This window comes from Bradyrhizobium sp. MV1.5 (assembly GCF_055807615.1).
In genome coordinates, this window is the sequence record NZ_JBVVPL010000018.1 from 76017 (window position 1) to 100506 (window position 24490).

The 24490-nt window shown below is 64.0% G+C and carries 22 protein-coding genes, 1 tRNA gene and 1 pseudogene; 16 read left to right on the plus strand and 8 right to left on the minus strand.

The genetic code is table 11. From position 1 onward, the window contains the following. Positions 1-2: 2 nt before the first annotated feature. Positions 3-950, minus strand: a complete 948-nt coding sequence (locus AC0L2J_RS18600; protein ID WP_007603315.1) for an aspartate carbamoyltransferase catalytic subunit — start codon at positions 948-950, stop codon at positions 3-5. A gap of 171 nt (positions 951-1121) precedes the next feature. Between AC0L2J_RS18600 and AC0L2J_RS18605 the strand changes: the two genes are divergently transcribed. Genes AC0L2J_RS18605 through AC0L2J_RS18620 form a run of 4 tightly spaced genes read left to right on the plus strand, consistent with a single transcriptional unit; the run spans position 1122 to position 5738 of the window. Next, positions 1122-2516: a caspase family protein gene (locus AC0L2J_RS18605; RefSeq protein WP_473392891.1), complete on the plus strand. Its 1395-nt coding sequence runs from the start codon at positions 1122-1124 to the stop codon at positions 2514-2516. Then, positions 2513-3286 carry a M15 family metallopeptidase gene (locus AC0L2J_RS18610; protein ID WP_007611220.1) on the plus strand — a complete coding sequence of 258 codons (774 nt, stop codon included), beginning with the start codon at positions 2513-2515 and terminating at the stop codon, positions 3284-3286. The genes AC0L2J_RS18605 and AC0L2J_RS18610 overlap by 4 nt, the downstream gene beginning before the upstream one ends. Before the next feature lie 20 nt (positions 3287-3306). Continuing rightward, the gene (locus tag AC0L2J_RS18615; RefSeq protein ID WP_473392897.1) at positions 3307-4950 is read left to right on the plus strand and encodes an acyl-CoA dehydrogenase family protein; all 1644 of its coding nucleotides are present in this window, start codon (positions 3307-3309) and stop codon (positions 4948-4950) included. Positions 4951-4973: 23 nt separating this feature from the next. Then, the gene (locus tag AC0L2J_RS18620; protein WP_063996061.1) at positions 4974-5738 is read left to right on the plus strand and encodes a CPBP family intramembrane glutamic endopeptidase; all 765 of its coding nucleotides are present in this window, start codon (positions 4974-4976) and stop codon (positions 5736-5738) included. A 105-nt stretch (positions 5739-5843) separates the two neighbouring features. Here the strand turns inward: AC0L2J_RS18620 and AC0L2J_RS18625 are convergent, their stop codons facing one another. Beyond that, the gene (locus tag AC0L2J_RS18625; protein WP_473392904.1) at positions 5844-6767 is read right to left on the minus strand and encodes an AEC family transporter; all 924 of its coding nucleotides are present in this window, start codon (positions 6765-6767) and stop codon (positions 5844-5846) included. 3 nt (positions 6768-6770) lie between these two features. Beyond that, positions 6771-7262: a Holliday junction resolvase RuvX gene (ruvX, locus tag AC0L2J_RS18630; protein WP_007603328.1), complete on the minus strand. Its 492-nt coding sequence runs from the start codon at positions 7260-7262 to the stop codon at positions 6771-6773. A gap of 46 nt (positions 7263-7308) precedes the next feature. On the opposite strand from ruvX, the gene AC0L2J_RS18635 reads away from it, so the two are divergent. Further along, a complete protein-coding gene (locus AC0L2J_RS18635; RefSeq protein ID WP_007611216.1) occupies positions 7309-7527 on the plus strand; it encodes a hypothetical protein in 219 nt (72 codons plus the stop codon). A 48-nt stretch (positions 7528-7575) separates the two neighbouring features. Here AC0L2J_RS18635 and AC0L2J_RS18640 read toward each other — a convergent pair. Both AC0L2J_RS18640 and AC0L2J_RS18645 read right to left on the minus strand, forming a co-directional pair. After that, a pseudogene (locus tag AC0L2J_RS18640) lies at positions 7576-8510 on the minus strand (cyclase family protein). Positions 8511-8726: 216 nt separating this feature from the next. Beyond that, positions 8727-9617 (minus strand): LysR substrate-binding domain-containing protein, encoded by an 891-nt coding sequence (locus tag AC0L2J_RS18645; RefSeq protein WP_473392908.1) that lies wholly within the window; start codon positions 9615-9617, stop codon positions 8727-8729. A gap of 97 nt (positions 9618-9714) precedes the next feature. Between AC0L2J_RS18645 and AC0L2J_RS18650 the strand changes: the two genes are divergently transcribed. The 8 genes from AC0L2J_RS18650 to AC0L2J_RS18685 all read left to right on the plus strand — a co-directional run bounded on the left by AC0L2J_RS18650 (position 9715) and on the right by AC0L2J_RS18685 (position 17604). Beyond that, complete coding sequence (locus tag AC0L2J_RS18650; protein ID WP_473392912.1) at positions 9715-10692, plus strand: NAD(P)H-dependent flavin oxidoreductase; 978 nt, start codon at positions 9715-9717, stop codon at positions 10690-10692. Between the two features lie 17 nt (positions 10693-10709). Then, positions 10710-11786 (plus strand): NAD(P)H-dependent flavin oxidoreductase, encoded by a 1077-nt coding sequence (locus AC0L2J_RS18655; RefSeq protein ID WP_473392916.1) that lies wholly within the window; start codon positions 10710-10712, stop codon positions 11784-11786. A gap of 77 nt (positions 11787-11863) precedes the next feature. Then, positions 11864-12151, plus strand: coding sequence for an Asp-tRNA(Asn)/Glu-tRNA(Gln) amidotransferase subunit GatC (gatC, locus tag AC0L2J_RS18660; RefSeq protein ID WP_473392920.1), 288 nt, complete (start codon positions 11864-11866; stop codon positions 12149-12151). Positions 12152-12169: 18 nt separating this feature from the next. Continuing rightward, complete coding sequence (locus tag AC0L2J_RS18665) at positions 12170-12394, plus strand: hypothetical protein (RefSeq protein ID WP_473248009.1); 225 nt, start codon at positions 12170-12172, stop codon at positions 12392-12394. Beyond that, entirely contained in the window at positions 12391-13866 is a 1476-nt protein-coding gene (gene gatA, locus AC0L2J_RS18670) for an Asp-tRNA(Asn)/Glu-tRNA(Gln) amidotransferase subunit GatA (protein ID WP_473392924.1), read from the plus strand. Before AC0L2J_RS18665 ends, gatA begins: the two co-directional genes overlap by 4 nt. Continuing rightward, a complete protein-coding gene (locus tag AC0L2J_RS18675; RefSeq protein WP_473392928.1) occupies positions 13857-14159 on the plus strand; it encodes a hypothetical protein in 303 nt (100 codons plus the stop codon). Before gatA ends, AC0L2J_RS18675 begins: the two co-directional genes overlap by 10 nt. Next, on the plus strand, positions 14156-15634 hold the full coding sequence (gene gatB / locus AC0L2J_RS18680; RefSeq protein ID WP_063996068.1) for an Asp-tRNA(Asn)/Glu-tRNA(Gln) amidotransferase subunit GatB: 1479 nt from the start codon (positions 14156-14158) through the stop codon (positions 15632-15634). The genes AC0L2J_RS18675 and gatB overlap by 4 nt, the downstream gene beginning before the upstream one ends. A 1703-nt stretch (positions 15635-17337) precedes the next feature. Continuing rightward, entirely contained in the window at positions 17338-17604 is a 267-nt protein-coding gene (locus tag AC0L2J_RS18685) for a hypothetical protein (protein WP_007611206.1), read from the plus strand. 154 nt (positions 17605-17758) lie between these two features. Here the strand turns inward: AC0L2J_RS18685 and AC0L2J_RS18690 are convergent. After that, positions 17759-17851: transfer RNA gene (locus AC0L2J_RS18690), tRNA-Ser, on the minus strand. A 546-nt stretch (positions 17852-18397) separates the two neighbouring features. On the opposite strand from AC0L2J_RS18690, the gene AC0L2J_RS18695 reads away from it, so the two are divergent. After that, the gene (locus AC0L2J_RS18695; RefSeq protein ID WP_371449428.1) at positions 18398-18538 is read left to right on the plus strand and encodes a hypothetical protein; all 141 of its coding nucleotides are present in this window, start codon (positions 18398-18400) and stop codon (positions 18536-18538) included. A gap of 176 nt (positions 18539-18714) precedes the next feature. On the opposite strand, the gene AC0L2J_RS18700 is transcribed toward AC0L2J_RS18695, so the two are convergent. After that, complete coding sequence (locus tag AC0L2J_RS18700) at positions 18715-19290, minus strand: hypothetical protein (RefSeq protein WP_473392934.1); 576 nt, start codon at positions 19288-19290, stop codon at positions 18715-18717. Between the two features lie 574 nt (positions 19291-19864). Here AC0L2J_RS18700 and AC0L2J_RS18705 point away from each other — a divergent pair. Together AC0L2J_RS18705 and AC0L2J_RS18710 are read left to right on the plus strand one after the other, a co-directional pair. Further along, positions 19865-21379 carry a porin gene (locus AC0L2J_RS18705; RefSeq protein ID WP_473392938.1) on the plus strand — a complete coding sequence of 505 codons (1515 nt, stop codon included), beginning with the start codon at positions 19865-19867 and terminating at the stop codon, positions 21377-21379. 147 nt (positions 21380-21526) lie between these two features. Further along, positions 21527-21790, plus strand: a complete 264-nt coding sequence (locus AC0L2J_RS18710) for a DUF3551 domain-containing protein (RefSeq protein ID WP_157234155.1) — start codon at positions 21527-21529, stop codon at positions 21788-21790. Between the two features lie 163 nt (positions 21791-21953). Here AC0L2J_RS18710 and AC0L2J_RS18715 read toward each other — a convergent pair whose 3' ends face one another. Further along, positions 21954-24371: a lytic transglycosylase domain-containing protein gene (locus tag AC0L2J_RS18715; RefSeq protein ID WP_473392994.1), complete on the minus strand. Its 2418-nt coding sequence runs from the start codon at positions 24369-24371 to the stop codon at positions 21954-21956. Between the last annotated feature and the right edge of the window lie 119 nt (positions 24372-24490).

The window sequence follows — 24490 nt, forward strand, 5'->3', positions numbered from 1 at the left end:
CATCACGCGTTCGGCAGGTTGCGGGCGAGCGCTTCCAGCACCGCCATGCGCACGGCCACGCCCATTTCCACCTGTTCGCGGATCAGGGACTGCGCGCCGTCAGCAACCGCAGTGTCGATCTCGACGCCGCGGTTCATGGGGCCGGGATGCATGACGAGGGCGTCTGGCTTGGCGTAGGCGAGCTTCTTCTGGTCCAGCCCGAAATAATGGAAATACTCGGAGGTCGACGGCACGAAAGAGCCGTTCATGCGCTCGCGCTGGAGCCGCAACATCATCACGATGTCGGCACCGTTGAGCCCCTCGCGCATGTCGCGCGCGACCTCGACGCCCATCCGCTCGATGCCGGGCGGCAGCAGCGTGGAGGGGCCGACGACGCGGACGCGGGCGCCCATCGCGTTGAGCAGGATGATGTTGGAGCGGGCGACGCGCGAATGCAGCACGTCGCCGCAGATCGCGACCACGAGGCCTTCGAGCCGGCCCTTGTTGCGGCGGATGGTCAGCGCATCGAGCAGGGCTTGCGTCGGATGCTCATGCGCGCCGTCGCCGGCGTTGATCACGGAACCGTCGACCTTGCGGGCCAGCAGTTCCACCGCGCCCGAGGCGTGATGGCGCACCACCAGGATATCCGGGTGCATGGCGTTGAGCGTCATGGCGGTGTCGACCAGCGTCTCGCCTTTTTTGATGGATGAGGAGGACACCGACATGTTCATGACGTCGGCGCCCAGCCGTTTACCGGCGAGCTCGAACGAGGATTGGGTCCGGGTGGACGCCTCGAAGAAGAGGTTCACCTGCGTCCGTCCACGCAGGACGGTGCGCTTCTTGTCAACCTGGCGGTTGAGCTCGACATATTCTTCGGACAGGTCGAGGAGGCCGGTGATGTCGGCCGCGGAAAGGCCCTCGATGCCCAGCAAATGCCGGTGGCCGAGGACGAAGGTCGATTTCGATGTCATTAAAGCGAGAGCTATAGGCGGGGATGGCCGGGGGGGCAAGGGCCAAAGCCCGGGCGGGGAGTTATCCCCCGACACTTGCCGGAGGGAGGGCTCCGCCCGCCCGTGTTCGGGGCTACCGCTTTGCGCTAGACTCGCGCCATTCGTTGCGTCACGGGCCGGAGCATGACGGGCATGCGGTATTTTAATCGACTGGTGCGCAATGCTGCTGCGCTGGCGGCGGTTTGGCTTGTCGGCGTGGCGACACCGGCGCTGGCGGAGAAGCGCGTGGCGCTCGTGATCGGCAACGACCTCTATCCTAAGCTCCCGCCGGACCGTCAATTGAAGAAGGCGACCAATGACGCAACCACCATCGCGGATGCGCTGCGATCACTCCGTTTTGAGATCGTGCTGGGGACCAACCTCGGCCGCCAGGGCATGATCGACCGGCTCGCGGATTTCACCGCGCGGCTCGAGCCGGGCGATACCGCTGCCGTGTTTTATGCGGGGCATGGCGTTGCGATCGCCGGTGTGAACTACCTCGTGCCGAGCGATGTGCCTGCTGTCACCGAGGGCGCTGAAGCGCGGGTGCGCGGCGCCTCAATCGCGGAGCCCGATGTGATCGCGGAGCTCCAGGCGAAGTCGGTGCGCGTGGCCTTCGTCGTCATCGATGCCTGTCGTGACAATCCGTTTCCGCGCGCCGCGGGTCGTTCGATCGGGAACACACGAGGGCTCGCTGATGCCCGGCCCGCGCGCGGGATATTCACACTCTATTCGGCGGGGATCGGCCAAACCGCGCTCGACCAGCTCGGTAGCAACGACACGGCTCATAATTCGGTGTTCACGCGGATATTCGTCGAGCAGCTGAAACGGCCCGAGCTGCATCTCGGAGATCTCGCGGTTGAGGTGCGCGAACGCGTGGCAGCTCTAGCGCTGATGGCGACCGATGGCGGCGGCCAACCCGCGCCGCACGAGCAAACACCGGCCTATTACGACCAGACCCTCGGCGGGCGCATCTATCTCTGGGCGCCGCTGTCGTCGGAGCGGCCAGTGGCGGGCATGCTGGTGAAGCCGCAGGCCGGGCCTGCGGTCGCGGAGCGCGCGACCATGCGTCCACCGCGCCCTTCCGCGCCTGGTGAAAGCTGCGCCCGCAGCGGCTTTGAAACTTATTGCGTCAGTTCGATGCTAAAGCCGCAATTCGGCAATTCATACGGCGCGACGAACCTGTTTGACGCCTCGACGGGGACGGCCTGGGTCGAGGGCGCGCCAGGCAACGGTATTGGCGAATGGGTCACGGTCGAGTTCGAAACCCTGCGGCGGGTCAAATCGATCCATGTGCAGAACGGCTACCAGAAGAGCCCCGACATATTTGCCAAGAACAACAGGGTTCGCCAGCTCCGCGTGTTGTTCTCCGGCGGCGAGTCGCAGATCTTCATCCTCGACGACAAGCTGTCGGCGCAGCTGCTGGGATTGCGCTCGCCAATAGCCGCCTTTTGGCTGAAATTCATCATCGACGACGTCTGGGCCGGCAATAAATACACGGATACCGCGATCACAAAACTTCTGGTCAACTCGGATACGGTGCAATGACCGCAAAGACTGGGATCGCGGCGCGCGCAGCGCTTATTGGGCTGCTTGCGACGTCAGCCCTCGCGCCGGTGCGGGCACAGACATTGCCCGGCGGTTTCGTCTATTTGCGCGACATCGACCCCAGCATCATCCAGGACATCCGCTACGCCACCGCGAACAATTTCGTCGGCCGTCCGCTCGCCGGCTACGGCGCCGGCGAATGCGTGGTGAAGCGGGAGGTGGGCCTGCGGCTGAAGGCGGTGCAGCAGGAACTGGCGGCGCAAAATCTCTCGCTGAAGATGTTCGACTGCTACCGGCCGGCGCGGGCCTCGCTCGACATGGTCAAGTGGTCGCAGAACGGCCACGAGACCGCCGCCGAGCGGCGCTACAATCCCAAAATTCCCAAGACCGAGCTGTTCCGCCTCGGCTACATCGCAAGCCGCTCGCAGCATTCGACGGGTGCTGCGCTCGACCTCACGCTGGTCGATCTCAAGGCCGACAATTCAGGCAAATACGACCCGTCAAAGGCCTACGCCGACTGTACCGCGCCGGTCGAGTCGCGCCCGCCCGAGGGCAGCGTCGACATGGGCACCGGCTATGACTGCACCGACGTGAAAGGGCACACCGCCGCACCGTCGATCAGTCCGGACCAGCGCGCCTGGCGCAAGCGGCTCGTGGCAGCGATGGCGAGGCAAGGCTTTGTGAACTATGCGAAGGAGTGGTGGCACTTTTCACTGCCGGGGGCGGGAGGGGCGGCCTATGATTTCCCGATCCAGCCCCGGCGGAACTGATTCCGCGCCGAGGACACGAGATGACCCAGCCCAGCTTCGCGACCCACGAGGTCTTCAACCAGTCACCGCCGTTCGAGGACGTCGATCTGTTCGCCGTGGACCAGCCGCTGGTCGCGGCGGTCAGGACCAATGGCGGCGCGGCTGCGGAGCGGGAACTATCCGAGTTCGGCAAGCATTGGGGCTCGGCTGCGATGGCCGACCGGGGGTGCGCCGCAAACGAGAACACGCCGAAGCTGCGCAGCTTCGATGCCAAGGGCAATCGGCGCGACCAGGTCGAGTTTCATCCGGCCTATCATGAACTGATGGCTCACAGCGCCCGGGCCGGCGTGCACAATTCGACCTGGACCGCGGATGGAAGACCCGCGGGCGATGCCGCCGAGGTCGTCCGCGCGGCAAAATTCTACATGGCCGCGCAGGTCGAGACCGGCCATCTCTGCCCGATCACGATGACGCGCGCCTCCGTGGCGGCGCTGGCGATGCAGCCTGATCTGCTCGCCAGGGTGATGCCGGTGCTGTCGACGAAAAGCTACGATCCCACCTTCGCGCCGTGGTGGGAGAAGCGCGGCATGACGCTCGGCATGGGCATGACCGAGAAGCAGGGCGGCACCGACGTGCGCGCCAACATGACGCGCGCGGTGCGCGACGGCGATGCCTACCGCATCACCGGCCACAAATGGTTCATGTCGGCGCCGATGTGCGACGCCTTCCTTGTGCTGGCCCAGGCCGACCAGGGACTGACCTGTTTCTTCATGCCGCGCTTCGCGCCGGATGCGTCGGTGAACGCGATCCAGTTCCAGCGGCTGAAGGACAAGCTCGGCAACCGCTCCAATGCGTCGTCCGAGGTCGAGTTCGTCGGTGCCTATGCGGAAGCCGTCGGCGACGAGGGCAAGGGCATCCGCACCATCATCCAGATGGTGCAACTCACCCGGCAGGATTGCGCGATCGCCTCGGTTGGCCTGATGCGCTCGGGGCTCGCCCACGCGCTGCATCACGCCCGGCACCGCAGCGTGTTCCAGAAACATCTGGCCGATCAGCCCTTGATCCAGGCCGTGCTCTCCGACATGGCCTTGCACGTCGAAGCAAGCACAGCCTTGGTGATGCGGCTCTGCCGCGCCTTCGATCGGACGCCGCACGATCCGGCGGAGGCCGCCTACATGCGGCTGCTGACGCCTGCGATCAAATACTGGACCTGCAAGAGCGCGCCGCCGTTCCTCTACGAAGCCATGGAATGCCTCGGCGGCAACGGCTATGTCGAGGACGGCATTCTGGCGCGGCACTACCGGGAGGCGCCGGTCAACGCGATCTGGGAAGGTTCGGGCAACGTCATGTGCCTCGACGTGCTGCGTGCGCTCTCGCGCGAGCCGGAGGCGGCGATGGCGGTGCTGCAAGCGCTTGCTGCCGAAACGAACGGTCTGCCAGGGGCAGGTGATGCCGTCTCGTTCATCGGCAAGACTTTCCGACGCTCGGACGGCGAACGCGTCGCGCGCCTTGCGGTCGAGAAGCTGGCGCTGCTTGCGGCCGCCGCCGCCCTCAACGGCGTGTCACCGCGTCAAGCCGAACTGTTCGCCGCCACGCGCCTCGCCACGAACCACGCCAGCATGTACGGCGCGGTCGATCTCGAGAGCGGCGATGTACGCGCGCTGCTGGAGCGGGCGCTGCCGTGAGCCTTCCTAACGAAAGCGCTTTAATGGACTCTCTCAATCCCGATCAGCCTCCGCTCACCGAGACGCCGGCGCCACCGCGGGTCTGGAAATTCTGGGGCACGGCACTGTGGGGCATCGCTATCTTCGCAGCCATGTTCGTCGGGCAGATCGGGGCCATCGTCTATCTGGTCTGGGTCGCCCGCGACCCCATCGACCTCGCGTCGATGCAGCACGTCGGCGGCGAGCCGGCGTCGCTCGCGTTGTCGGTCACGATGGGCCTGCCGGCGACGCTGGTCGCCGTGTGGCTGGCGATCCGCATCAAGAAGGCCTCCTTCGTCGACTATCTCGCGTTCTATTGGCCGTCCTGGAAGCAACTCCTGTTCGGCGCCGTCGGGCTGATCCTGATCGTGGTGGCCTGGGAGACGATGTCGCGGAGTCTCGGCCGCGAGGCGACGCCGGGCTTCATGACCGATCTGTTGAAATCCGGCCGTGACAAGGGCGCCGCCGTGATGCTGCTGTTCGCCTTCAGCGTGGCGGCGCCGATGTCCGAAGAGGTTTTGGCGCGCGGCTTTCTCTACCGCGGCTGGTCGGCGAGCTTCCTGCGCGTCCCCGGCGCGATCATCCTCTCGTCGCTGGTGTGGACGGTCGTGCACCTGCAATACGACCTGTATTTCCTCGCCGAGGTCTTCTCCATCGGCCTCTGGTTCGGCTACATGCGCTATCGCAGCAACTCACTGTGGCTCACGATCGTGCTGCATGCGCTGAACAATCTGACGGCGGTGGTGCTGACGATGTGGTTGGGGAGCTGAGGCCCCATACTCCGTCATTGCGAGCGAAGCGAAGCAATCCAGAATCTTTCGGCGGAGACAGTGTCTGGATTGCTTCGTCGCAAGAGCTCCTCGCAATGACGAGTTCTAGGCCACCAGCGCGATCGCGATCGGCATGGTGATCGCCGCCAAAATCGTCTGCAGCGTGATGATCTGCGCCAGTAGCGGTGCATCGCCGCCCATCTGGCGGGCCAGCACATAGGCGCTGGTCGAGGTCGGCACCGCGGCACAGATCGCGACGATCGCGAGGCTGTCGCCGGACAGTCCGAACCAGACGGCGAGCACCAGCGCGATCACGGGCATCAGCACCAGCTTGAACACCACGCCGATAGCGGCACCCGTGCTGGGGCGCAGCAGGCCTTCAAGATGCAGGCCGGCGCCGGTGACGAGCAGGCCGATGGCGAGCGAGGAGCGGCCAAGTGCGTCCGCCACCTCATGCCAGATCTTCGGCAGGGGCAGATGGATGACGTTGACGACGAGCCCGATCACGCAGGCCCAGATCAGGGGATTGCGGACAACCGTCATGACAACGGTGCGCGCGGATTGCTTCTCCGGCGCTGCGTAGTGGGCGAGCACCGCGACGCTGAGGACGTTGACCAGCGGAATGATCGCCACCATCGCAACGGAGGCGAGCGCCAGCCCGACCTCGCCGAACATATTGGCGGAGACGGACAGCGCCACATAGGTCTGCCAGCGGATCGCGCCCTGGAAGATCGAGGTGAAGGCGGGGCCGTCGATATCGAGCCGCGACAGGGCCGGGCGGAGCGCGAGGCAGAGCAGCGACATCGCGAGCGCCGAGAGCAGCAGCGCGCCGCCGACGCCTGCGACCGGGACCCTGGACAGGTCGGCCTTCACCAGCGTCTGGATCAGCAGCATCGGAAACAGCACGAAATAGGTCAGCCGCTCCAGCCCGTTCCATTGCGTATCGAGCCGCATCAGCGTGCGCTTCAGCACCACGCCAAGCACGATCAGGATAAAGACGGGGAGGAGCGCCGCGATCACGACGGCCATGGATCAGTCAGGCCCCGGGGCTGCGCGCAGATTGGCGAGGCGGTCGAGCGCGCCTTGCAGGATGAAGATCGCGGCGTGCTCGTCGATCACTTCGGCGCGCTTGGCGCGGCTGACGTCCATGCCGATCAGTTCGCGCTCGACCGCGGCGGTCGACAGGCGCTCGTCCCAGAGGCCGATCGGCAGCGCGGTCAGGCCGGCGAGGTTGCGGGCAAAGGCCCGGGTGGATTGCGCGCGCGGGCCCTCGCTGCCGTCCATGTTGATGGGCAGGCCGAGCACGAAGCCGACGGCCTTGCGTTCACTGGCAATCGCGAGCAGCCGAGCGGCATCCTGCTTGAACGCCTTGCGCTGGATCGTCTCGACTCCGGTCGCCAACCGGCGGTCCGGATTGGACACGGCAACGCCGATGGTCTTGGTACCGAGATCAAGGCCGACCAACCCGCCGCGTTCGGGCCAGTGGGTTGCAGCATCGACGAGAGGCAGGATAAGAGCCGGCATGGTGTTAGCGCATATCACGCGTCGCGCTACGGAGTGAACCCGGAACATGGATGCGCTGACATTATTCGGCTTGTTCGCCGTGACAGCCATGCTGGTCACTTACGCTCTGGAAGACCGCAGCCACTGGTTCGTGCTGCTGTTCGCAATGTCCTGCGTGCTCGGTTCGGCTTACGGCTTCCTGCAAGGGGCCTGGCCGTTCGGCGTGGTCGAGGCGATCTGGGCCGTCGTGGCGCTGCGGCGGTGGCATCTCAGGCCGGAGAGATAGGCCGGGCGAGGGCATCTGCGGACTGCAGGCTCCTCGCCCGGTATCGGATCAACGGATTGCGATCGGGTTGATCATTGCCTGCACGCCGCCGGTCCAGCGCGGCTGGCCCAGCACGAACAGGAATTCATAGCCCTTGTCCCGGGCGAGCGCGGCCGTATCCATGTTCTCGAGAATGTAGGTCCCGTTCATCGCGAGCAGGATCTGGTGCACCTCGAACACGTTCTTGGACTCGAACGGCAGCACCTCAAGCGCCCAGGTGTCGGCACCGATGGCGACGACACCCTTGCTGGTCAGGTATTTTGCGCCTTCGACGCCGAGACGGGCTCGCCCGCCGAATAGCGCTTGTCGTCCTTCCCGATCAGGCTGAGCCAGCCGGTGTGGAAGATGACGACGTCGCCCTGCCGGATCTCAACGCCCTGCTTCTTGGCGACCTCGTCGATCTCCTTGACGTTGAAGGCGGTACCTTCCTTCACGATGTCGGTGCCGTAATAGGCCGCCATGTCGAGCAGCACGCCGCGGGTCACGATCGGCGGGACCTTCTCGATCCCGAGCTTCTTCAACCCGTTCGGGTCGGCGAAGTCGGCGAGCTTGTTGCCGTTGTAATAGACGTGCTCGACGCCGAGATGGCCGAGGCCGTCGATCTGGCTGCCGATGCCAACCCAGGTGTCGAGGATGTCGTCATTGTAGGTGGCCTTGTTCGGGCCCAAACCCGGGATGCCGGCCTGTCCGGGTTGCACGATGGTGAGCTTGAATGCGCGCGGCGGATAGGCGGGCGTTTGTGGTGTAACGGGAATGCCGAGTGCGTAGGTCTTTCCGGTCTTCACCAGAGATGCAGCCTTCAGCACGAGTTCGGGCGTCATGTAGTTGGCGGCACCGATCTCGTCGTTCGGTCCCCATTTCGACTTGGTCCAGTCCTGGGCGCTTGCTGTTTCGATCGTCGCAGACAACGCGGCGACACAGCACAACACGAGCGTATTGCGCATCGATAGTCCTCCCGATGTTTTTGCCGATGTTTGGCTTCGTTATGATTTCGCGCTGGCCAGTCGCTCATCCTAACGTAGAAAAGCCGCGGGCTTCAAAACTTTTCGCGGTGCTATGCTGCGGCAGCTGAACGCAGCATCCGGCTATGCGCAGCGTCGATTGAATCGAGTACGACAGATTTGTGACAGTGAATTTCGCACGGTGGAACGCGCTGGTATTCAGGCCGCGATGACCTCGTCGTCTTGCTTGAGGCAGGCGGCAAACCCGTTCAGCGCGCTGGTTTGATGTGCGGCACGACGCTGGATGAAGAGCGTCTCGACCTGCGCGTGCGAATGGCTCAGCGCGTGGATCGACACGCTGCCGTTGATCGCACTGCGTTCGACCACGGCGCGCGGCAGCAGCGTCACGCCCATGTCGGCGGCGACACAGCCGATCATGCCGTCGAGCGTGCCGAGCTCGAAGCGTGCGGCCGACGGCCAGCCGAACTCGACAAAGATCTGTTCCAGCCGCTGCCGGTAGGTGCAGCCGGTGCGGAACGCCAGCGCGGTTGGACCGGATTCCGGCGTGCCGGCGCGCAGCTCGGCGAGCGTGGCCCAGCGCCGCGCGCTGACCAGCACCAGCTCTTCGCGGAACGCGCTTGTCGCGGTGAGATCTGCATGCGCGATCGGACCTGCGACGAAGGCGCCGTCGAGCGTGCCTTCGAGCACGCAAGCGACGAGGTCGGCGGTGGGCGCGGTGCGCAGGCTCAGCCGGACGGCGGGAAAGCGGCGATGAAAGTCCGCGAGCAATGGCGGCAGCCGCACCGCCGCGGTCGTTTCCATCGAGCCGATCGCGAGCGGTCCCTTGGGCTCGCCGTCGTCGCAGGCGGCGAGCACGGCCTCGCGCGCTAGTGCGGACATCCGTTGCGCGTAGGGCAAGAGGCGCTTGCCCGCGCCGGTCAGGGTCATGCCGCGGCTATGGCGTTCGAACAGCGGCGTGCCGATCTCGGCTTCCAGCGCCTTGACGCGCTGGGTGACGTTCGACTGCACCGTGTTGAGCTCTTCGGCAGCGCGGGTGATGCCCCCGGTACGGGCGACGGCAGCGAAGGTCTGGATGTCGCTGAGTTCCATAATATCGTTTCTCTTTTGAGATGGCAGCGTTCGCAAGAATTCAATTTTAGAGAATGGTATTCGCGCCTAGTCTCGGTGTCCAGACCTGGGAGGAGCCATGCCGATCGCGACGTCGTTGACCACGCTATTGGAGATTGAGCATCCGATCCTGCTGGCGCCGATGGACGTCGTGGCAGGCAGCCGCCTCGTGGCGGCGGTGAGCCGCGCCGGCGGCTTCGGCATCCTGGGCGGCGGCTATGGCGAGAGGAAGTGGCTGGAGCAGGAGATTGCCAAGCTCGCTGGCATGAAGGCGCCGTTCGGGATCGGCTTCATCACTTGGAGCCTCGCCAAGCGACCCGAACTTCTCGATATCGCGCTCGCCGCAGACCCGTCCGCGATCATGTTGTCGTTCGGCGATCCCGCACCCTTTGCGGCGAGCATCAAATCCGCCGGTGCTCGCCTGATTTGCCAGGTGCAGGACGAGACGATGGCGCGGCAAGCGCTCGATGCGGGCGCCGATGTCCTGATCGCACAGGGGACGGAGGCCGGCGGTCACGGCGCTTCGCGCACCACGATCGATCTCGTGCCGGCAATCGTCGATCTTGCCGCGGGTCGTGTGCCGGTGGTGGCGGCCGGCGGTATTGCCGACGGGCGGGGACTTGCGGCTATGATGATGCTCGGTGCAAGCGGCGTGCTGCTCGGCACGCGCTTCTACGCGAGCCAGGAGGCCGATGGCGCAGAAGAGGCCAAGCGGCGCATCTGCGCGGCAGATAGTGGCGCAACGGTGCGGGGCATCATTTTCGATCTCTCCCGCAACAATGTCTGGCCCGCGCCGTTTACCGGCCGGTGCCTAGTCAACGATCACGCCAGACGCTGGATCGGCCGCGAGGTCGAACTGATGCAGAATGTCGCCGCAGTCGGGCCCGACTATGCGGCTGCGAAGGCCGCCGGGAATTTCGACATCGCCGCGGTGATCGCGGGTGAGGCGGTCGGCCTGATCCATGATATTCCACCGGCCGCTGAAATCGTCGAACGTATCGCGACCGAGGCCGGGCAACTGCTAGCCGGCCGGCGGAATTCCAGCGTGTCCGCCTAAACTGCGAGAGAACAACCATGTGGCCGAACCGTCGACTGATCGATCTCTTCAAGACCGAATTCCCGATCGTGCTAGCGCCGATGGCTGGCGTGATGGACGCGGAGCTGGTGATCGCCGTTGCGCAAGGCGGGGGGCTCGGCTCGCTGCCGAGCGCGATGTTGTCGCCGGAGAAGGCGCGCGAGCAGGTCAACATCATCCGGCAGCGCGTCTCCGCGCCTGTGAACATGAATTTCTTCTGCCACACCCCGGTCGAACTCACGGCCGAGGCGGAGGCGCGCTGGAAGCAGCGCCTCGCGGGCTACTACAATGAGCAAGGCCTCGATCCCGCCGCACCCATCAATGCCGCAAACCGCGCGCCGTTCGACGCCGGCTTCTGCGAGGTCGTGGAGGAGCTGAAGCCGGAGATCGTCAGCTTCCATTTCGGCCTGCCGGAGGCCGCGCTGCTCAAGCGGGTCAAGGCAGCAGGATGTCTCGTCATCTCCTCGGCGACGACGGTGAGGGAAGCGGTCTGGCTCGAGCAGCACGGCGCTGATGCGGTGATCGCACAAGGTGCGGAGGCCGGCGGCCATCGCGGCATGTTCCTGACCGACAAGATCTCGGAACAGCCCGGCACCTTTGCGCTGGTGCCGCAGGTGGTCGACGCGGTGAAGGTCCCGGTGATTGCGGCGGGCGGCGTTGCGGATGGCCGCGGCATCGCGGCGGCGTTCGCGCTCGGCGCGGCAGGCGTGCAGATCGGAAGTGCCTATCTGCGCTGTCCGGAATCCAAGGTCAGTGCGGCGGCCCGCGCGGCGCTCGCCGAGGGACGGGATGATTCCACCGTCATCACCAATGTCATGACCGGGCGGCCGGCGCGCGGCGTCCAGAACCGCCTGATGCGCGAGGCCGGCCCGATTTCGCCGGACGCGCCGCCATTTCCCCATGCCGCAACGGCGCTGGGACCGCTGAAGGCGGCTGCCGAAAAGCAGGGCAGGGTGGATTTCACAAATCTCTGGGCCGGGCAGGCCATCGCCCTCGGCCGCGAGGTCCCGGCGGCCGAACTGACCCGCGATCTCGCCAAATCGGCCCTGGCGCGCCTGCGCCAGATGGCTGGTTAGATTCCCGCCGCCGGTTGCGGCGCAAAAGCGGCCTCTGCTATACGGCACATAGGTTTTGCCGTGAGAGGCCTTATATAATGTCCGTTGACGCCGCTACCGTCCGCCGCATCGCGCATCTGGCGCGCATTGCGGTTTCCGAGCGCGAGGTTCCGCATCTGCAGGGCGAGCTCAATGCCATGCTCGCCTTTGTCGAGCAGCTCTCGAAAGTCAATGTCGAGGGCGTGGAGCCCATGACCTCGGTCACCCCGATGCAGATGAAGAAGCGGCAGGATGTGGTCAATGACGGCGAGATCGCCGACGATATCGTTGCCAACGCGCCCGCGACCGAGGGTCACTTCTTCCTGGTGCCGAAAGTGGTCGAGTAATTCTTAGGACCAAGTCCGATGTGCATGCTTTGCGACGACGAGAAGGCCTATCAGGCCTACATGAACTATCTCGACAAGATGGAGCGGCAGGGCAAGGCTGCCGATCCCAATGTCGCCGTCAATGCCGTGCTCGACGAGATCGAGGCGGCTGCGAAAGCGGCCGCCAAGAAAAACGTCACGCAAGACGACCCGGCCAACGACAAGTCCCTGTCTCCGTTCTTCTGCAGCCCGATCAATAAATGACCGATTTGACATCGCTGACGCTCGCCGAGGCCCGCAAGGGCCTCGCGGCCAAGACTTTCACGTCGCTCGAGCTGACCGACGCGCATCTGAACGCGATCGAAGCCGCGCGCGTGCTCAATGCTTTCGTCATGGAGACGCCGGACCAGGCGCGGACCATGGCGCGCGAAGCGGACACCAGGATCGGGAAGGGCGATGCGGGGCCGCTCGCCGGCATTCCGCTCGGCATCAAGGACCTGTTTGCGACCAAGGGCGTGCGCACCACGGCGTGCTCGAAAATCCTCGGCAATTTCGTGCCGACTTACGAGTCCACGATTACCTCGCAGCTGTGGCGCGATGGCGCGGTGATGCTGGGCAAGCTCAACAATGATGAGTTCGCGATGGGCTCGTCGAACGAGACCTCGTGCTTCGGCCCGGTCGGCAATCCCTGGCGGCGTGATGGCTCCAACACGACGCTGGTGCCGGGCGGCTCGTCCGGCGGCTCGGCTTCCGCCGTGGCGGCTCTGCTCTGCATGGGCGCGACCGCGACCGACACCGGCGGCTCGATCCGTCAGCCGGCGGCGTTCACCGCGACCGTCGGCATCAAGCCGACCTATGGCCGCTGCTCGCGCTGGGGCATCGTGGCCTTTGCCTCCTCGCTCGACCAGGCCGGTCCGATCGCGCGCAGCACGCGCGATGCCGCGATGCTGCTGCGCTCGATGGCCGGTCACGATCCGAAGGACACGACCTCCGTCGACATGGCCGTGCCGGACTACGAGGCTGCGATCGGCAAGTCCGTGAAGGGCATGAAGATCGGCATTCCCCGGGAATACCGGCTCGACGGCATGCCGGCCGAGATCGAAAAGCTTTGGGAAGCGGGCGCGGCCTGGCTGAAAGCGGCCGGCGCCGAGCTCGTCGAAGTGTCTCTGCCGCACACCAAATACGCCCTACCGGCCTACTACATCGTGGCCCCGGCGGAGGCGTCCTCGAACCTCGCGCGCTACGACGGCGTGCGCTTCGGCCTGCGCGAGCAGGGCCGGAACATCAACGAACTCTACGAGAACACCCGTGCAGAAGGTTTTGGCGCCGAGGTGAAGCGCCGCGTCATGATCGGGACCTACGTGCTCTCGGCCGGCTATTACGACGCCTATTATTTGCGCGCCCAGAAGGTGCGCACGCTGATCAAGAAGGACTTTGAGGACTGTTTCGCCAAGGGCGTCGACGCGATCCTGACGCCGGCGACGCCGTCGGCGGCCTTCGGCATCGGCGAGAAAGGCGGCGCGGACCCCGTCGAGATGTACCTCAACGACATTTTCACGGTCACCGTGAACATGGCGGGCCTGCCGGGCATCGCCGTGCCCGCCGGCAAGGACGCGCAGGGCCTGCCGCTCGGCCTGCAACTGATCGGCCGTCCCTTTGACGAGGAGACGCTGTTCTCGCTCGGCGAGGTGATCGAGCAGGCCGCCGGCCGCTTCACGCCGGCGAAATGGTGGTGAATGTCGCGGCTTTCATCGCGAGCCTCGGCGGAGCTACGCCGGCGCCGGACCTGAACGCGCCGCTCGCCGGTCTCTGGTGGGCTGCGAAGGGCGACTGGGACCAGGCGCACAGAATCGTTCAGGACGACAATGGTCGCGACGCCGCCTGGGTGCACGCCTATCTGCACCGCGTCGAAGGTGATCTCGGCAATGCCGGCTACTGGTACCGTCAGGCCGGCCAGCCCACGGCAAATGGTTCATTACAGGCAGAGTGGGAGCGGATCGCTGCCACGCTGCTCGGGAGCAAGACATGAGCACGGCCACGCACAAGCTTCTCAAGGGCTCAACCGGTGACTGGGAGATGGTCATCGGCCTGGAGGTCCACGCTCAGGTGACGTCGAGCGCGAAGCTGTTCTCCGGAGCCTCCACCGCGTTCGGCGGCGAGCCGAACTCGCATGTGTCGCTGGTCGACGCGGCGATGCCTGGCATGCTGCCCGTCATCAACGAGGAATGCGTCAGGCAGGCTGTCCGGACCGGCCTCGGGCTGAACGCGCAAATCAATCTGCGCTCGGTGTTCGACCGCAAGAACTATTTCTATCCGGACTCGCCGCAGGGCTACCAGATCAGCCAGTACAAGTCGCCGATCGTCGGCGAAGGCGAGGTCGTGGTCGAGCTGGATGGCGGCAAGACCGCCACGATCGGCATCGAGCGGCTGCACCTGGAACAGGACGCCGGCAAATTGCTGCACGATCAGTCGCCGACCATGTCCTATGTCGATCTCAACCGCTGCGGCGTGGCGCTGATGGAGATCGTGTCGAAGCCCGACATCCGCGATGCCGAGCAGGCCAAGGCCTATGTGACCAAGCTGCGCTCGATCCTGCGCTATCTCGGCACCTGCGACGGCGACATGGAGAAGGGATCCTTGCGCGCCGACGTCAACGTCTCCGTGCGCAAGCCCGGCGCGCCGCTGGGCACCCGCTGCGAGATCAAGAACATGAACTCGATCACCTTCATCGGCCAGGCGATCGAGTACGAGGCCAGGCGCCAGATCGAAATCCTCGAGGAGGGCGGTGCGATCGACCAGGAGACCCGGCTCTACGACCCCAACAAGGGCGAGACGCGGTCGATGCGGTCCAAGGAAGAGGCGCACGACTATCGCTACTTCCCCGATCCCGACCTGCTGCCGCTGGAGTTCTCGCAAAGCTTCGTCGAAGAGCTGAAGGCTGATCTGCCTGAGCTGCCGGACCAGAAGAAGACGCGCTTCGTCGCGGATCTCGGCCTGTCGGCCTACGACGCCAGCGTGCTGGTCGCCGAGCGCGAGAGCGCGGTGTTCTACGAGACCGTGCTGGAGAAACTCGCCAACCGCGCGCGCGACGGCAAGGTCGCCGCGAACTGGGTGATCAACGAGCTGTTCGGTCGTCTCAACAAGGAAGGCCGGGATATTACGGACTCTCCGGTCGATGCCGCACAGCTCTCGGGAATCATCGACTTGATCGGCGAGGGGACCATCTCCGGCAAGATCGCCAAGGATCTGTTCGAGATCGTCTGGCAGGAGGGCGGCGATCCCCGCGCGCTGGTCGAAAGCCGCGGAATGAAGCAGGTCACGGATCTTTCGGCGATCGAAAAGGTTGTCGACGACATCATCGCGGCCAATCCCGACAAGGCGGCGCAGGTCAAGGACAAGCCGCAATCACTCGGCTGGTTCGTCGGCCAGGTGATGAAGGCATCCGGCGGCAAGGCCAACCCGCAGAGCGTCAACGAGCTGCTCAAGTCCAAGCTCGGCATCTGACCTCGCACGTTCGAACGAGGTGACGGACAGGCGTCGTCACCTCGCTTTCGGTTCGCGATGCGACGCTCGCGCGCATCCTCCGCGACGAACTTCATCCGCATCGAACGCGATACGCCGACCGAATCGCCGTCACGCGATTCGCGCAAAACGGCGACTTGCACGCGCTCTGACGAGCGCTCGCGCCGTTAATCATGAAAATATTTTCGTTGCCAAAAGTCGCGACTCAGAGTCCGCGAAGCGCCTTCGCGAGGCGCTCGCGCGATCGGCAGGATGCATCGTTGCAACGATCGCGCGCGATGCACGCGTGCAAGAAAATACTTGCTGCATAGTGTTTTTCTACAATCGCATCTTTTGCAACGGTCGATGCCGCGGGCACTCTTTGCGATCGCGAGCACACCTCATGCAGTCCGTTTGCATCGCGTTCGCCAGCGCAGGCGCGTTTCGGCGTCAACACTTCTTTAAGCGAGACGCTGTTTTTTTCGTTGTGTTGGTGTATTCGGGATGAGTGTGCACTCGATCCCCGACTGCATGCAGCGATTAAGCCATCTCACACATCGGAGGGCAACATGGCCAAGAAAGCTAAGAAGGCAAAGAAGGCGAAGAAGGCGAAGAGCGCAGTGAAGAAGACTGCGAAGAAGACCCGCAAGGTCGCCAAGAAGAAGTAACTTCGCTTTTTGAAGTTGCCGGCTCCTAGAGAGCCGGCACGTCATCAGCGCCTCTCAAAAGGTTCTGGTCGACGATAGAGGGTGTCGGCGAGACATCAGGTCAACGGTCGGATCGTTCTCTTCGCGGGTTCGCTCGCTAAGCCCGGTCCGGCAGAAGAAACAAGTTTTCTTCGTTCGGTGCGGTTCTCCGTAAGGGCTCCGCAATTTCACAGGCGGTCTTCGGGCCAACGTGGAATCTGGTCCTGACGTGTTCGCCGACGCCCTCGTTCTCTTGAGGCCGGGGTATTGCCGGCATTCCCATATCTCGACATTGCTGATCTGACCGCGGCGTGGCCGTTCTGCTCTTGAGCAGTCAGGCTCTCGTATATGACGTCTCAGCGACGCCTGGGCGAGCGCCTCGTCCTTCGAGACGACCGCTTCGCGGCCTCCTCGGGAGGAGGCTCAGCTGCATCCATCTGCGTTGAGCTGCCGCATCCTCATCCTGAGGGCCCGCCGGAGGCAGGCGGGCGTCTCGAAGGATGGCCGCAGTCGAGCTTCCAGCCACATGTTTCTTCATAAGCGCGCCCTGCTTGAGCAGGGAGGCTGCGGCGCACTTGCACGCCGTTCGCGCGCCGCTTCTCCATCCGCGGTGTCATCGCCCGGCTCCGACCGGGCGATCCAGTACGCCGCAGCTTCTCGTGAGACCATTGCTGTCTCTGGAATACTGGTGACGACAGCGGGCGGGGACACAACAGGACGCGCTCACCGTGCGCGATGGTTATCGTTCTCCCAAAATCCCAAGGTAAACCGAATCTGACGAATTACAGAAGTGCCTGCAAAACCGGGACTTCTTGCATTTGTCGTGCGCGCGTGGCGCGGGCGCGTTTACGTCTGCTTCATCGCGATACTTAAACTGCCATTCAAATTTGCCCGCCATCATTACCTCCAACAAGCCGGCAAACGGCACGGGCAAAAAGCCTCGGGGATGAGTTGAACAGTTGATTGGACGGGAGCCGCGCTCGGGGGACGAGGCGGCACAAAGAAAAAAGGGGATGCGTTATGTTTCAGGGTACTTTCGATCTGGAGACCGCGACGCCGATCGACGCAGGCGCGCTTTCGGACGTGCTGTTCGAGCGCGGCCTCTACTGGGCGAGCGGACGATCCGGTCTCGTCGATCTCGTCGCCGCGCACAAATGGTTCAACCTCGCCGCGCTCAAGGGCCGCAAGGACGCCGTGACGCTGCGCCAGGAAGTCGCTGGGCAGATGTCGGACGCCGATATCTCGGCGGCGCAGCGCGAGGCGAGGGCGTGGGTCTCCGCCCACTGAGCGGCGAATCACGTTCCCGGCCGTCGTTTCGCAGGTGAAGCTGATTTGTGCTGAATCAGGTTCCCTCGTGGTCAGCCACCGGATTCGGAGCGGCATGAGGCCACCGTCGCGTGTCAGGTGAAGGAACGCACAGATCTCGGATTCTGCCGCGGAGTGGCGGAGAGGGAGGGATTCGAACCCTCGATACAGCTTGAGACCGTATGACGCTTTAGCAAAGCGTTGCCTTCAGCCACTCGGCCACCTCTCCGGTGCGAGCCTTATGCATCTAATTACTTGGCCTGGTCAATTTGGAAGCGTGTGTTTTTGCTCGAATATTCCCAGCGAATTCCGAAACCAAGCGGTTTGCTCCCGGGGCGAGAACGTAACGCCGCGATAACGGACACAAAGCCGGAGGTTCTGGCGCTTGTATTAAGCGTGGTTCTGGCGTGGACAAAGGCTCCCGTCATCCACATAAACGATTGATTTTGCTCTCAGATTGGATCGGATGGCTCGCGCGGGGGACGACTGCCTTCATCGGGATAACTCGCTCGCCGACCGAGGAGCCGCCCTGTCGCGCCAGGCGTCGCCGCAATCAGGAAGAGTCTGTCCTGGCGCGCTTTCGGTCGGAACGGCGCCCGGGAGATCAAGCGGGGAAGGCTGCCGGGCTGGCACGCTTCGCTCGTCCCTCGACCGCCCGGCTACCTGCAACGGTCTCATCTTGCAATGGGTTGGCCAAGGTGAAGTTTTCACCGATCTCAATCGCTAGGACGAGGCGCTTGCCGCCTTCGACAAGGCGCTCTCGATCAAGCACGACATCGAGGGGGCCTGGAGTGGCCGGGGCAATGTCTTTACCGAGCTCGGGCGCTATGACGAAGCTTTCATCGGCTTCGACAAGGCGGTGTCGATCAGGCCTGACCTCGAGGGCATCGAGGGTTGCGTCTTCTTGCGAAGATGAACCTGTGCAATTGAGACAACCTGGACGAAGAGATCGGCCATTTGATTTTCGCAAGCATCCGGTCGGGTACCTCACTGCCGAGACCTTCGAGAGTCACGATCCCGACCGTTTCGAGACGTCCACGTTTTCAATCGGCTCCCGACGACAACAGCGATCTGCGCGAGCGCCTTGAAAACTCATTTCATCGCTGTGTCGATTGCGAGCACGAGCTCGACGACGGTGAAGTCCTGTAAGCGATCGACGATGTGCGGGTCGATATTCTTGTCGATTTTGCCGGCCATACGCACAATGCCGGGCTCTCCTTGTTTGCGTCCAGTCCGGCTCCGATCGCCGTCAACTATCTTGGGTTCGCGGGAACGTGGGGGAGCAGGGAGCTCTTCGACTACATCATTGCCGATCCAATCGTGCTGCCAGATCAAAACAGCCAATTCTTCGACGAGTAGGTCGTTGGTTTGCCCGGCAGCTTTATGCCGCGGGATAATCACGTCGGGACAATCGACCGTGCTGCGCCCAATCGGGTCCATCACGATTTGCGGCAGGAATGGACAGTGTTTTGTTGCTTCAACAATGCCTGCAAAATCCAATCCGGCTGTCTTTGGCTCCTGGATGAATATCTTGAAGAGCGTGGGCCAGTTGGTCTGGTGGCTGTTCCGACGTGGGCGAGATCGCAAAATCGAATCTGCGGAAGAAAGCCGAGGGCCGGGGCGTCGATCGAGATCGCCTGGTGTTTGCAAGGCGCGTTGCGTCTTCACGAGGCTATGTATCAACGATATCAGGCCGGCTTGCCGCCGGAACATATCGATGTTCAAGCGCGCGGATGAAGACGACCGTCGCGGCCGCTGATTAGTCAGGCCGGCCAGTTCCCGAAGGGGGGAGCGCGCCGAGTCCCAAGTTGAATCCACGATTCGGACGCCTCAGACCCACAGCAGAGCGTCTCCACGGATGTGCGGGGCCGGTGTCGGAACTTTTGACGCAAATGAAACCTGTCTAAAAAAGATAATGGATTCAAGGTGTTACAAAGCCGTCCGGATCACATCTGCGTGTTATTTGTGCAACACCCGTCGGAAAACACGCTCCATTGGCTCGTTCTGAAGCGTTCTGTTGTTGTGTGTGCAAGGGCGTTCGGTAATTGTGACTGAGCGACGGAGGGGGGCATCCCGAGGTCGTCCCGTCTTAGGTGGTTCGCTTAAGTCCCTCGCGTTCAGCGGGTGTGTCCGAAGGCGCGAAGCGACTAAGCGGTGAATTTAAGGGACAAGGGAACCAACCTTAGGGTGTCTTCACCCAGCGGATCCGGAACCTTCCCTATGGCAAACTTGGAGGTTTAACATGAAGTTGGTTAAGAGCCTTTTGCTCGGTTCCGCGGCGGGTCTCATCGCCGTTGGCGGAGCGCAGGCAGCCGATCTCCCCGTAAAGGCCAAAGCGGTCGAATACGTGAAGATCTGCTCCCTGTACGGTGCGGGTTTCTACTACATCCCCGGCACCGACACCTGCATCAAGCTGGGTGGTTACTTGCGCGCTGACATGGTTTTGGGCGGCGCCGGTGACTATGGCTTCAATCAGAGCCAGGGCGCCGCGGCGCCTGCGTCGGCTGGCAACGGCGGTTCGAACAACCGTCTGACGAACTACTTCTACAGCCGCGCGCGTCTGGACTTCAATATCGATACCCGCACGGCGACCGAATACGGCGTTGTTCGTACCTACGCCGACACGATCTTCACCTATGATACCGGCACGGTCAACGGCAGCAACCCGGCAGCGTTCGCTGGTGCCGCTCCGTCGCTCGGCCTCTACCATGCGTTCATCCAGTTCGCTGGCTTCACCTTCGGCCGCACGGTCTCGATCTTCGATGCCCCGTGGCAGAGCTATCCGGCTGGCGGTCCCGATTCCATTCCGGGCGGCTCCAACCACGTGACCGGTATCAACCAGGTCGCTTATACGGCTGACTTCGGACAGGGCATCACCGCTTCGATCGCCCTGGAAGACCCGACCACCCAGTCCAACGGCCAGGGCAACCTGTGGAACGTCAACGCTGCCAACGCGGCGACGTTTGTTCAGGGCATCTACGGCAACAACGGCTGGGGTGGAACGCGTTCCCCGGACATCGTCGGTGCGGTCCGTGTCGACCAAGCCTGGGGTCTGTTCCAGCTGTCGGCCGCCGCGCATGACCTGCATCCTGGCTACTACGGCACGACGGAACCCACCGGTCACCCGTCGGACAAGTGGGGCTGGGCTGTGCAGGGCGCCTTGTCGATCAAGAACATCCCGACCGGCGCTGGCGACTCGCTCAACTTGCAGGCCGTCTACACCGATGGCATGTCCAGAGAGAACTTCCAGATCCTGTTCCCGCAGGCCTTCTTCATGTACAGCGGTTCGGGCATCGCGTACCAGAGCGTCGGTTTCGCTGGTATCTCTGACGGCGTGTTCAGCACTGCCGGCGGTGGCATCGAGACGACCAAGAGCTGGGGCGTTCGCGGTGGCTTCACCCACAACTGGAGCCCCTTCTGGGCGAGCGGCATCTACGGCGGTTATGCTGCTTTGAGCTACAGCACCACTGCCAAGGGCATTATCTGCGCGAACTTTGCTGCCCTCGGCCCCTCCGCTGGTGCGACTTGTAACCCGGACTTCAGCTTCGGTGTTGTTGGTGTCAACACCGTCTGGACCCCGGTCAGAAACCTGGCGTTCACGGCCGACCTGAGCTACTCGCGTCTTGATCAGAAGTACTCCGGTACGGTCAGTGGTGCGAACACGGCGGTTGCTACTGCTGCGAAGCCCGTGGCGGTGTACGAGCTGAAGGATCAGAACTCTCTCACTCTGCTCCTTCGCGCTAACCGCACCTTCTAAGATCAATCTTCGGATTGGTTAGAGACCCCGGCAGGAAACTGCCGGGGTTTTTATTTGCGGGCCGTGCACCGAGTACCTAAATGGTAAATCGTCGAGAGCACGGTAAGGGAGCTTCTGGTCATGACCATTTCGTCGACATGGGGACGGATGCTGAGCGTGCTCGCCGGGACATCAATGCTTGCCGTGATCGCGCCGGCAGCTGCCGCGCCCTTGGACTCCAGCTATCCAGTGTGCCTCCAGCAATGGGAGTGGGGCGGCAGCAGCAAGACGTACTGCGGTTACCGGTCATGGGAGGATTGCCAGGCTTCTGCACGGGGATTGCCGGCGATGTGCCTCACGAACCCATATTGGTCACAGCCAACTTCAGTTCGCCCACCTCACCGCCGGTACGTCCCCGACAGGATGTGGTGAGAAACGACCTGCGCTCAAGGAAGCGGGGCGTCGGCTTGCCTGCGAGCTGCGCCCTCTCGACGAGCGGATAGCGCTTGTTCCCATCGCCATGTGGTCTGCACAGTAACGGAATTTTGCCAAGCCTGCCGCATCACGGCCCCGGGATCGGCTTCATCGACGGAGGCTATTCCACGCTGCCGGCGCCGCGGCGCAAATCGGCCTCGATCTGCAACCGCGTGCCGCCGCCGAAGCGAGCGCGGTAGACCTGAAGGTTCTCCATGATCCGCTGCACATAGTTGCGCGTCTCGGAGAACGGGATCAGCTCGACCCAGTCGACCGCATCGACTTTGGGGTCGCGCGGATCGCCGTAGCGATCGATCCACTTCTTCACACTGCCTCGGCCGGCATTATAGGCGGCGAAGGTCATGATGTAGGAGCCGCGGTAATCCTCGAGCAGCCCACCGAGCTCGGCCGAGCCGAGCGTGGCGTTGTAGGCCGAATCGTTCTTCAGACGTCCCAGATCGTAGGTCCCGCCGTGCCGCTTGCAGACGTAGCGCGCGGCGTCCGGCGTCACCTGCATCAGGCCATAGGCCTGTGCCGGCGAGACCACACGGGGATTGAAGGCGCTCTCCTGCCGGGCGATGGCGTAGATGATGCTGCGCTCGACCTCGGGGCCGACCGGCGTGAACTGCGGAATGCCGTTGACGGGATAGGCATAGAAATCGAACGGCAGGCCGCGATTGAGCGCGGCCTTGCCGAGCAGCAGCATGCCGCGCGCGTCGTTGTGGCGCTGGGCGAGCTCGCCAAGGCCAGCAAGCGCTTCGGGATCGCCGTTCTCGCCCATGTCGGCGAGCAACGGTATCGCCATCTCGCGCTCGTCGAGTTCGTAGAGCAGCTGCGCGGCGCGCACGATCTCCAGCCGTTCGGCACCGCGGCTGCGCGGCGGAGCGTTGAGCTCGATCTGCGGCAGGCCGAGCTTGGCGCGTGCGAGCTGGCCGTAATAGCTGGTGGATTGCTCGGCGGCCCGCGCGTAGGCGTTGCGCGCCTCCTGCTGACGGCCTGCAGCTTCGGCGGCGCGGCCCTGCCAATAGCCGGCGCGCGCCAGCGTGGTCGGATTGACGCTGCCGATCCCGATGCGGGCAAAATGCTGGGTGGCGGCCGCGGGATCGTTGAGGAAGCGCAGCGCGATCCAGCCGGCAGTGAACTCCTGCTCGGTCTTGTAGATGTCGCGCGAGGGCAGGGCGGCATCGCGCGCGATCAGATAGGCGCTGCGGAATTCCTCGGTGTCGATCATCTTGCGCGCCAGGAGACGCCGCTCGATCCACCATTCGTCGAGATTGTAGAGCCGGCCCGGATCCTTCGGTGCCGACAGCATGAGCTGGGCGGCCTCCGCAAATTTCTCCTCGCGGCGCAGCAGCTGGATCTTGCTGAAGATGAAGCCGGGATCTCCGTGCAGCTCGCGCGGCACGGCTTCGAGCAGCGCACGAGCGTTCGGAGCTTTCTTGAGGGAGGCGATGCGAGCCTTGGCGAGTGCGACATAGCCGGCGCCTAGGCGCTTCGCAGCACGTAGTGCGGCTTCGTTCTCGCTGCCGTAGAGCAGCGTGTCCATCCGCGCTTTCTGATCGCCGGGCGTCAGCAGCGCGCCGAACTGGTCGAGTGCGTTGTTCTCGGTCTCTTCCGACATCGGGTCGCTGCGCCAGGCATCGCGTACCAGACGTTCGGCGTTGGCGCGGTCGCCGCGCGCCAGCATCGCCTTGGCGAGCGTGAAGCGGCCCTTGGCGGACACGGGGGATTCGTTCTCGAACCACGACCACGCGACGGAATCGTCGCGCCTGTCGTCCCACATCGCGGCCTCCAGGCGCCGGCGCAGGAAGGTCTGCGAGGGCCAGCTCGGATTGGCCGACAGGAAGGCGCGGTAGCGCTCCACAGTCGCGCCATTGTCCTCGCTGCGCAGGATGATCCATTCCGCGAGTTTTCGCGCGACGGGATCCGAGATCGTGGCCGCGGCATTGGTGGCCTCGCCCGCCTTGCGCTTGCGCACGAGCTCGATCACGGTCTCCAGCGTGTCCTTGTCGGCTTGCGACGTCGAGGAGGTCGCAGCGACCGCAGCCGGTGTGACCGGCTTGCGCGGGGCGGCATGCTGGCGGGTCGCCGGAGCCAGGACCGGAGCAGCGACGGGCTTGGCAGCGGCCGGGGCGGTCGGTCTGACGGTGGCCGTCGCCGCCGGCGCGGGTGCCGTCTTCGGGGCCGAGCCACCAGAAGTCGGCTGAGATTTCGGCGCGGCAGCCGTAGGCTTCAGCTTGTCCTTCGCAGGTTCCTTGCCTGCGTTCTTGCCAGCATCCTTGCCGGCGTCCTTGGCAGACTTCTTCGCGGCATCCTTGGCGGGGGCACTGGTCGCGCCCTTGCTTGCGCCCTTACTTGCCCCCTTGGCGGCGTCTTTCGAAGTTTCCTTGCCGGTTCCCTTGGGCGCGCCCTTCGCAGCATCCTTGGCGGCTGGCTTGGCGGCGGGTTTGGCGGCTGGCTTCGCGGTTTCCTTCGCGGTCTCCGCGGTTGTCTCATTCGATTTGGCCCAGGCGGCGCAGCCGGCCGACAGCCCTGCCATCAGGCACACGATCAGACCGGTGGATCGCCATGCGGCGCGCGGAAAGGAGATCACGGCGTTTCGTCGCCCCGAATCAGTCAATTGGCTCAAGACCCAGCTGTACAAGATCTGGCTCTATT

Bases quoted from the DNA above. Each gene is read 5' to 3' on its own strand.
- AC0L2J_RS18715 (WP_473392994.1), bottom strand. From the start codon at position 24,371: ATGGCAGGGCTGTCGGCCGGCTGCGCCGCCTGGGCCAAATCGAATGAG.
- gatC (WP_473392920.1), top strand. From the start codon at position 11,864: ATGTCCGTTGACGCCGCTACCGTCCGCCGCATCGCGCATCTGGCGCGC.
- AC0L2J_RS18610 (WP_007611220.1), top strand. From the start codon at position 2,513: ATGACCGCAAAGACTGGGATCGCGGCGCGCGCAGCGCTTATTGGGCTG.
- AC0L2J_RS18705 (WP_473392938.1), top strand. From the start codon at position 19,865: ATGAAGTTGGTTAAGAGCCTTTTGCTCGGTTCCGCGGCGGGTCTCATC.
- AC0L2J_RS18710 (WP_157234155.1), top strand. From the start codon at position 21,527: ATGCTGAGCGTGCTCGCCGGGACATCAATGCTTGCCGTGATCGCGCCG.
- AC0L2J_RS18615 (WP_473392897.1), top strand. From the start codon at position 3,307: ATGACCCAGCCCAGCTTCGCGACCCACGAGGTCTTCAACCAGTCACCG.
- AC0L2J_RS18650 (WP_473392912.1), top strand. From the start codon at position 9,715: ATGCCGATCGCGACGTCGTTGACCACGCTATTGGAGATTGAGCATCCG.
- AC0L2J_RS18645 (WP_473392908.1), bottom strand. From the start codon at position 9,617: ATGGAACTCAGCGACATCCAGACCTTCGCTGCCGTCGCCCGTACCGGG.
- AC0L2J_RS18665 (WP_473248009.1), top strand. From the start codon at position 12,170: ATGTGCATGCTTTGCGACGACGAGAAGGCCTATCAGGCCTACATGAAC.
- AC0L2J_RS18635 (WP_007611216.1), top strand. From the start codon at position 7,309: ATGGATGCGCTGACATTATTCGGCTTGTTCGCCGTGACAGCCATGCTG.
- AC0L2J_RS18685 (WP_007611206.1), top strand. From the start codon at position 17,338: ATGTTTCAGGGTACTTTCGATCTGGAGACCGCGACGCCGATCGACGCA.
- AC0L2J_RS18620 (WP_063996061.1), top strand. From the start codon at position 4,974: ATGGACTCTCTCAATCCCGATCAGCCTCCGCTCACCGAGACGCCGGCG.
- gatB (WP_063996068.1), top strand. From the start codon at position 14,156: ATGAGCACGGCCACGCACAAGCTTCTCAAGGGCTCAACCGGTGACTGG.
- AC0L2J_RS18600 (WP_007603315.1), bottom strand. From the start codon at position 950: ATGACATCGAAATCGACCTTCGTCCTCGGCCACCGGCATTTGCTGGGC.
- AC0L2J_RS18625 (WP_473392904.1), bottom strand. From the start codon at position 6,767: ATGGCCGTCGTGATCGCGGCGCTCCTCCCCGTCTTTATCCTGATCGTG.
- gatA (WP_473392924.1), top strand. From the start codon at position 12,391: ATGACCGATTTGACATCGCTGACGCTCGCCGAGGCCCGCAAGGGCCTC.
- AC0L2J_RS18655 (WP_473392916.1), top strand. From the start codon at position 10,710: ATGTGGCCGAACCGTCGACTGATCGATCTCTTCAAGACCGAATTCCCG.
- ruvX (WP_007603328.1), bottom strand. From the start codon at position 7,262: ATGCCGGCTCTTATCCTGCCTCTCGTCGATGCTGCAACCCACTGGCCC.
- AC0L2J_RS18605 (WP_473392891.1), top strand. From the start codon at position 1,122: ATGCGGTATTTTAATCGACTGGTGCGCAATGCTGCTGCGCTGGCGGCG.
- AC0L2J_RS18675 (WP_473392928.1), top strand. From the start codon at position 13,857: ATGGTGGTGAATGTCGCGGCTTTCATCGCGAGCCTCGGCGGAGCTACG.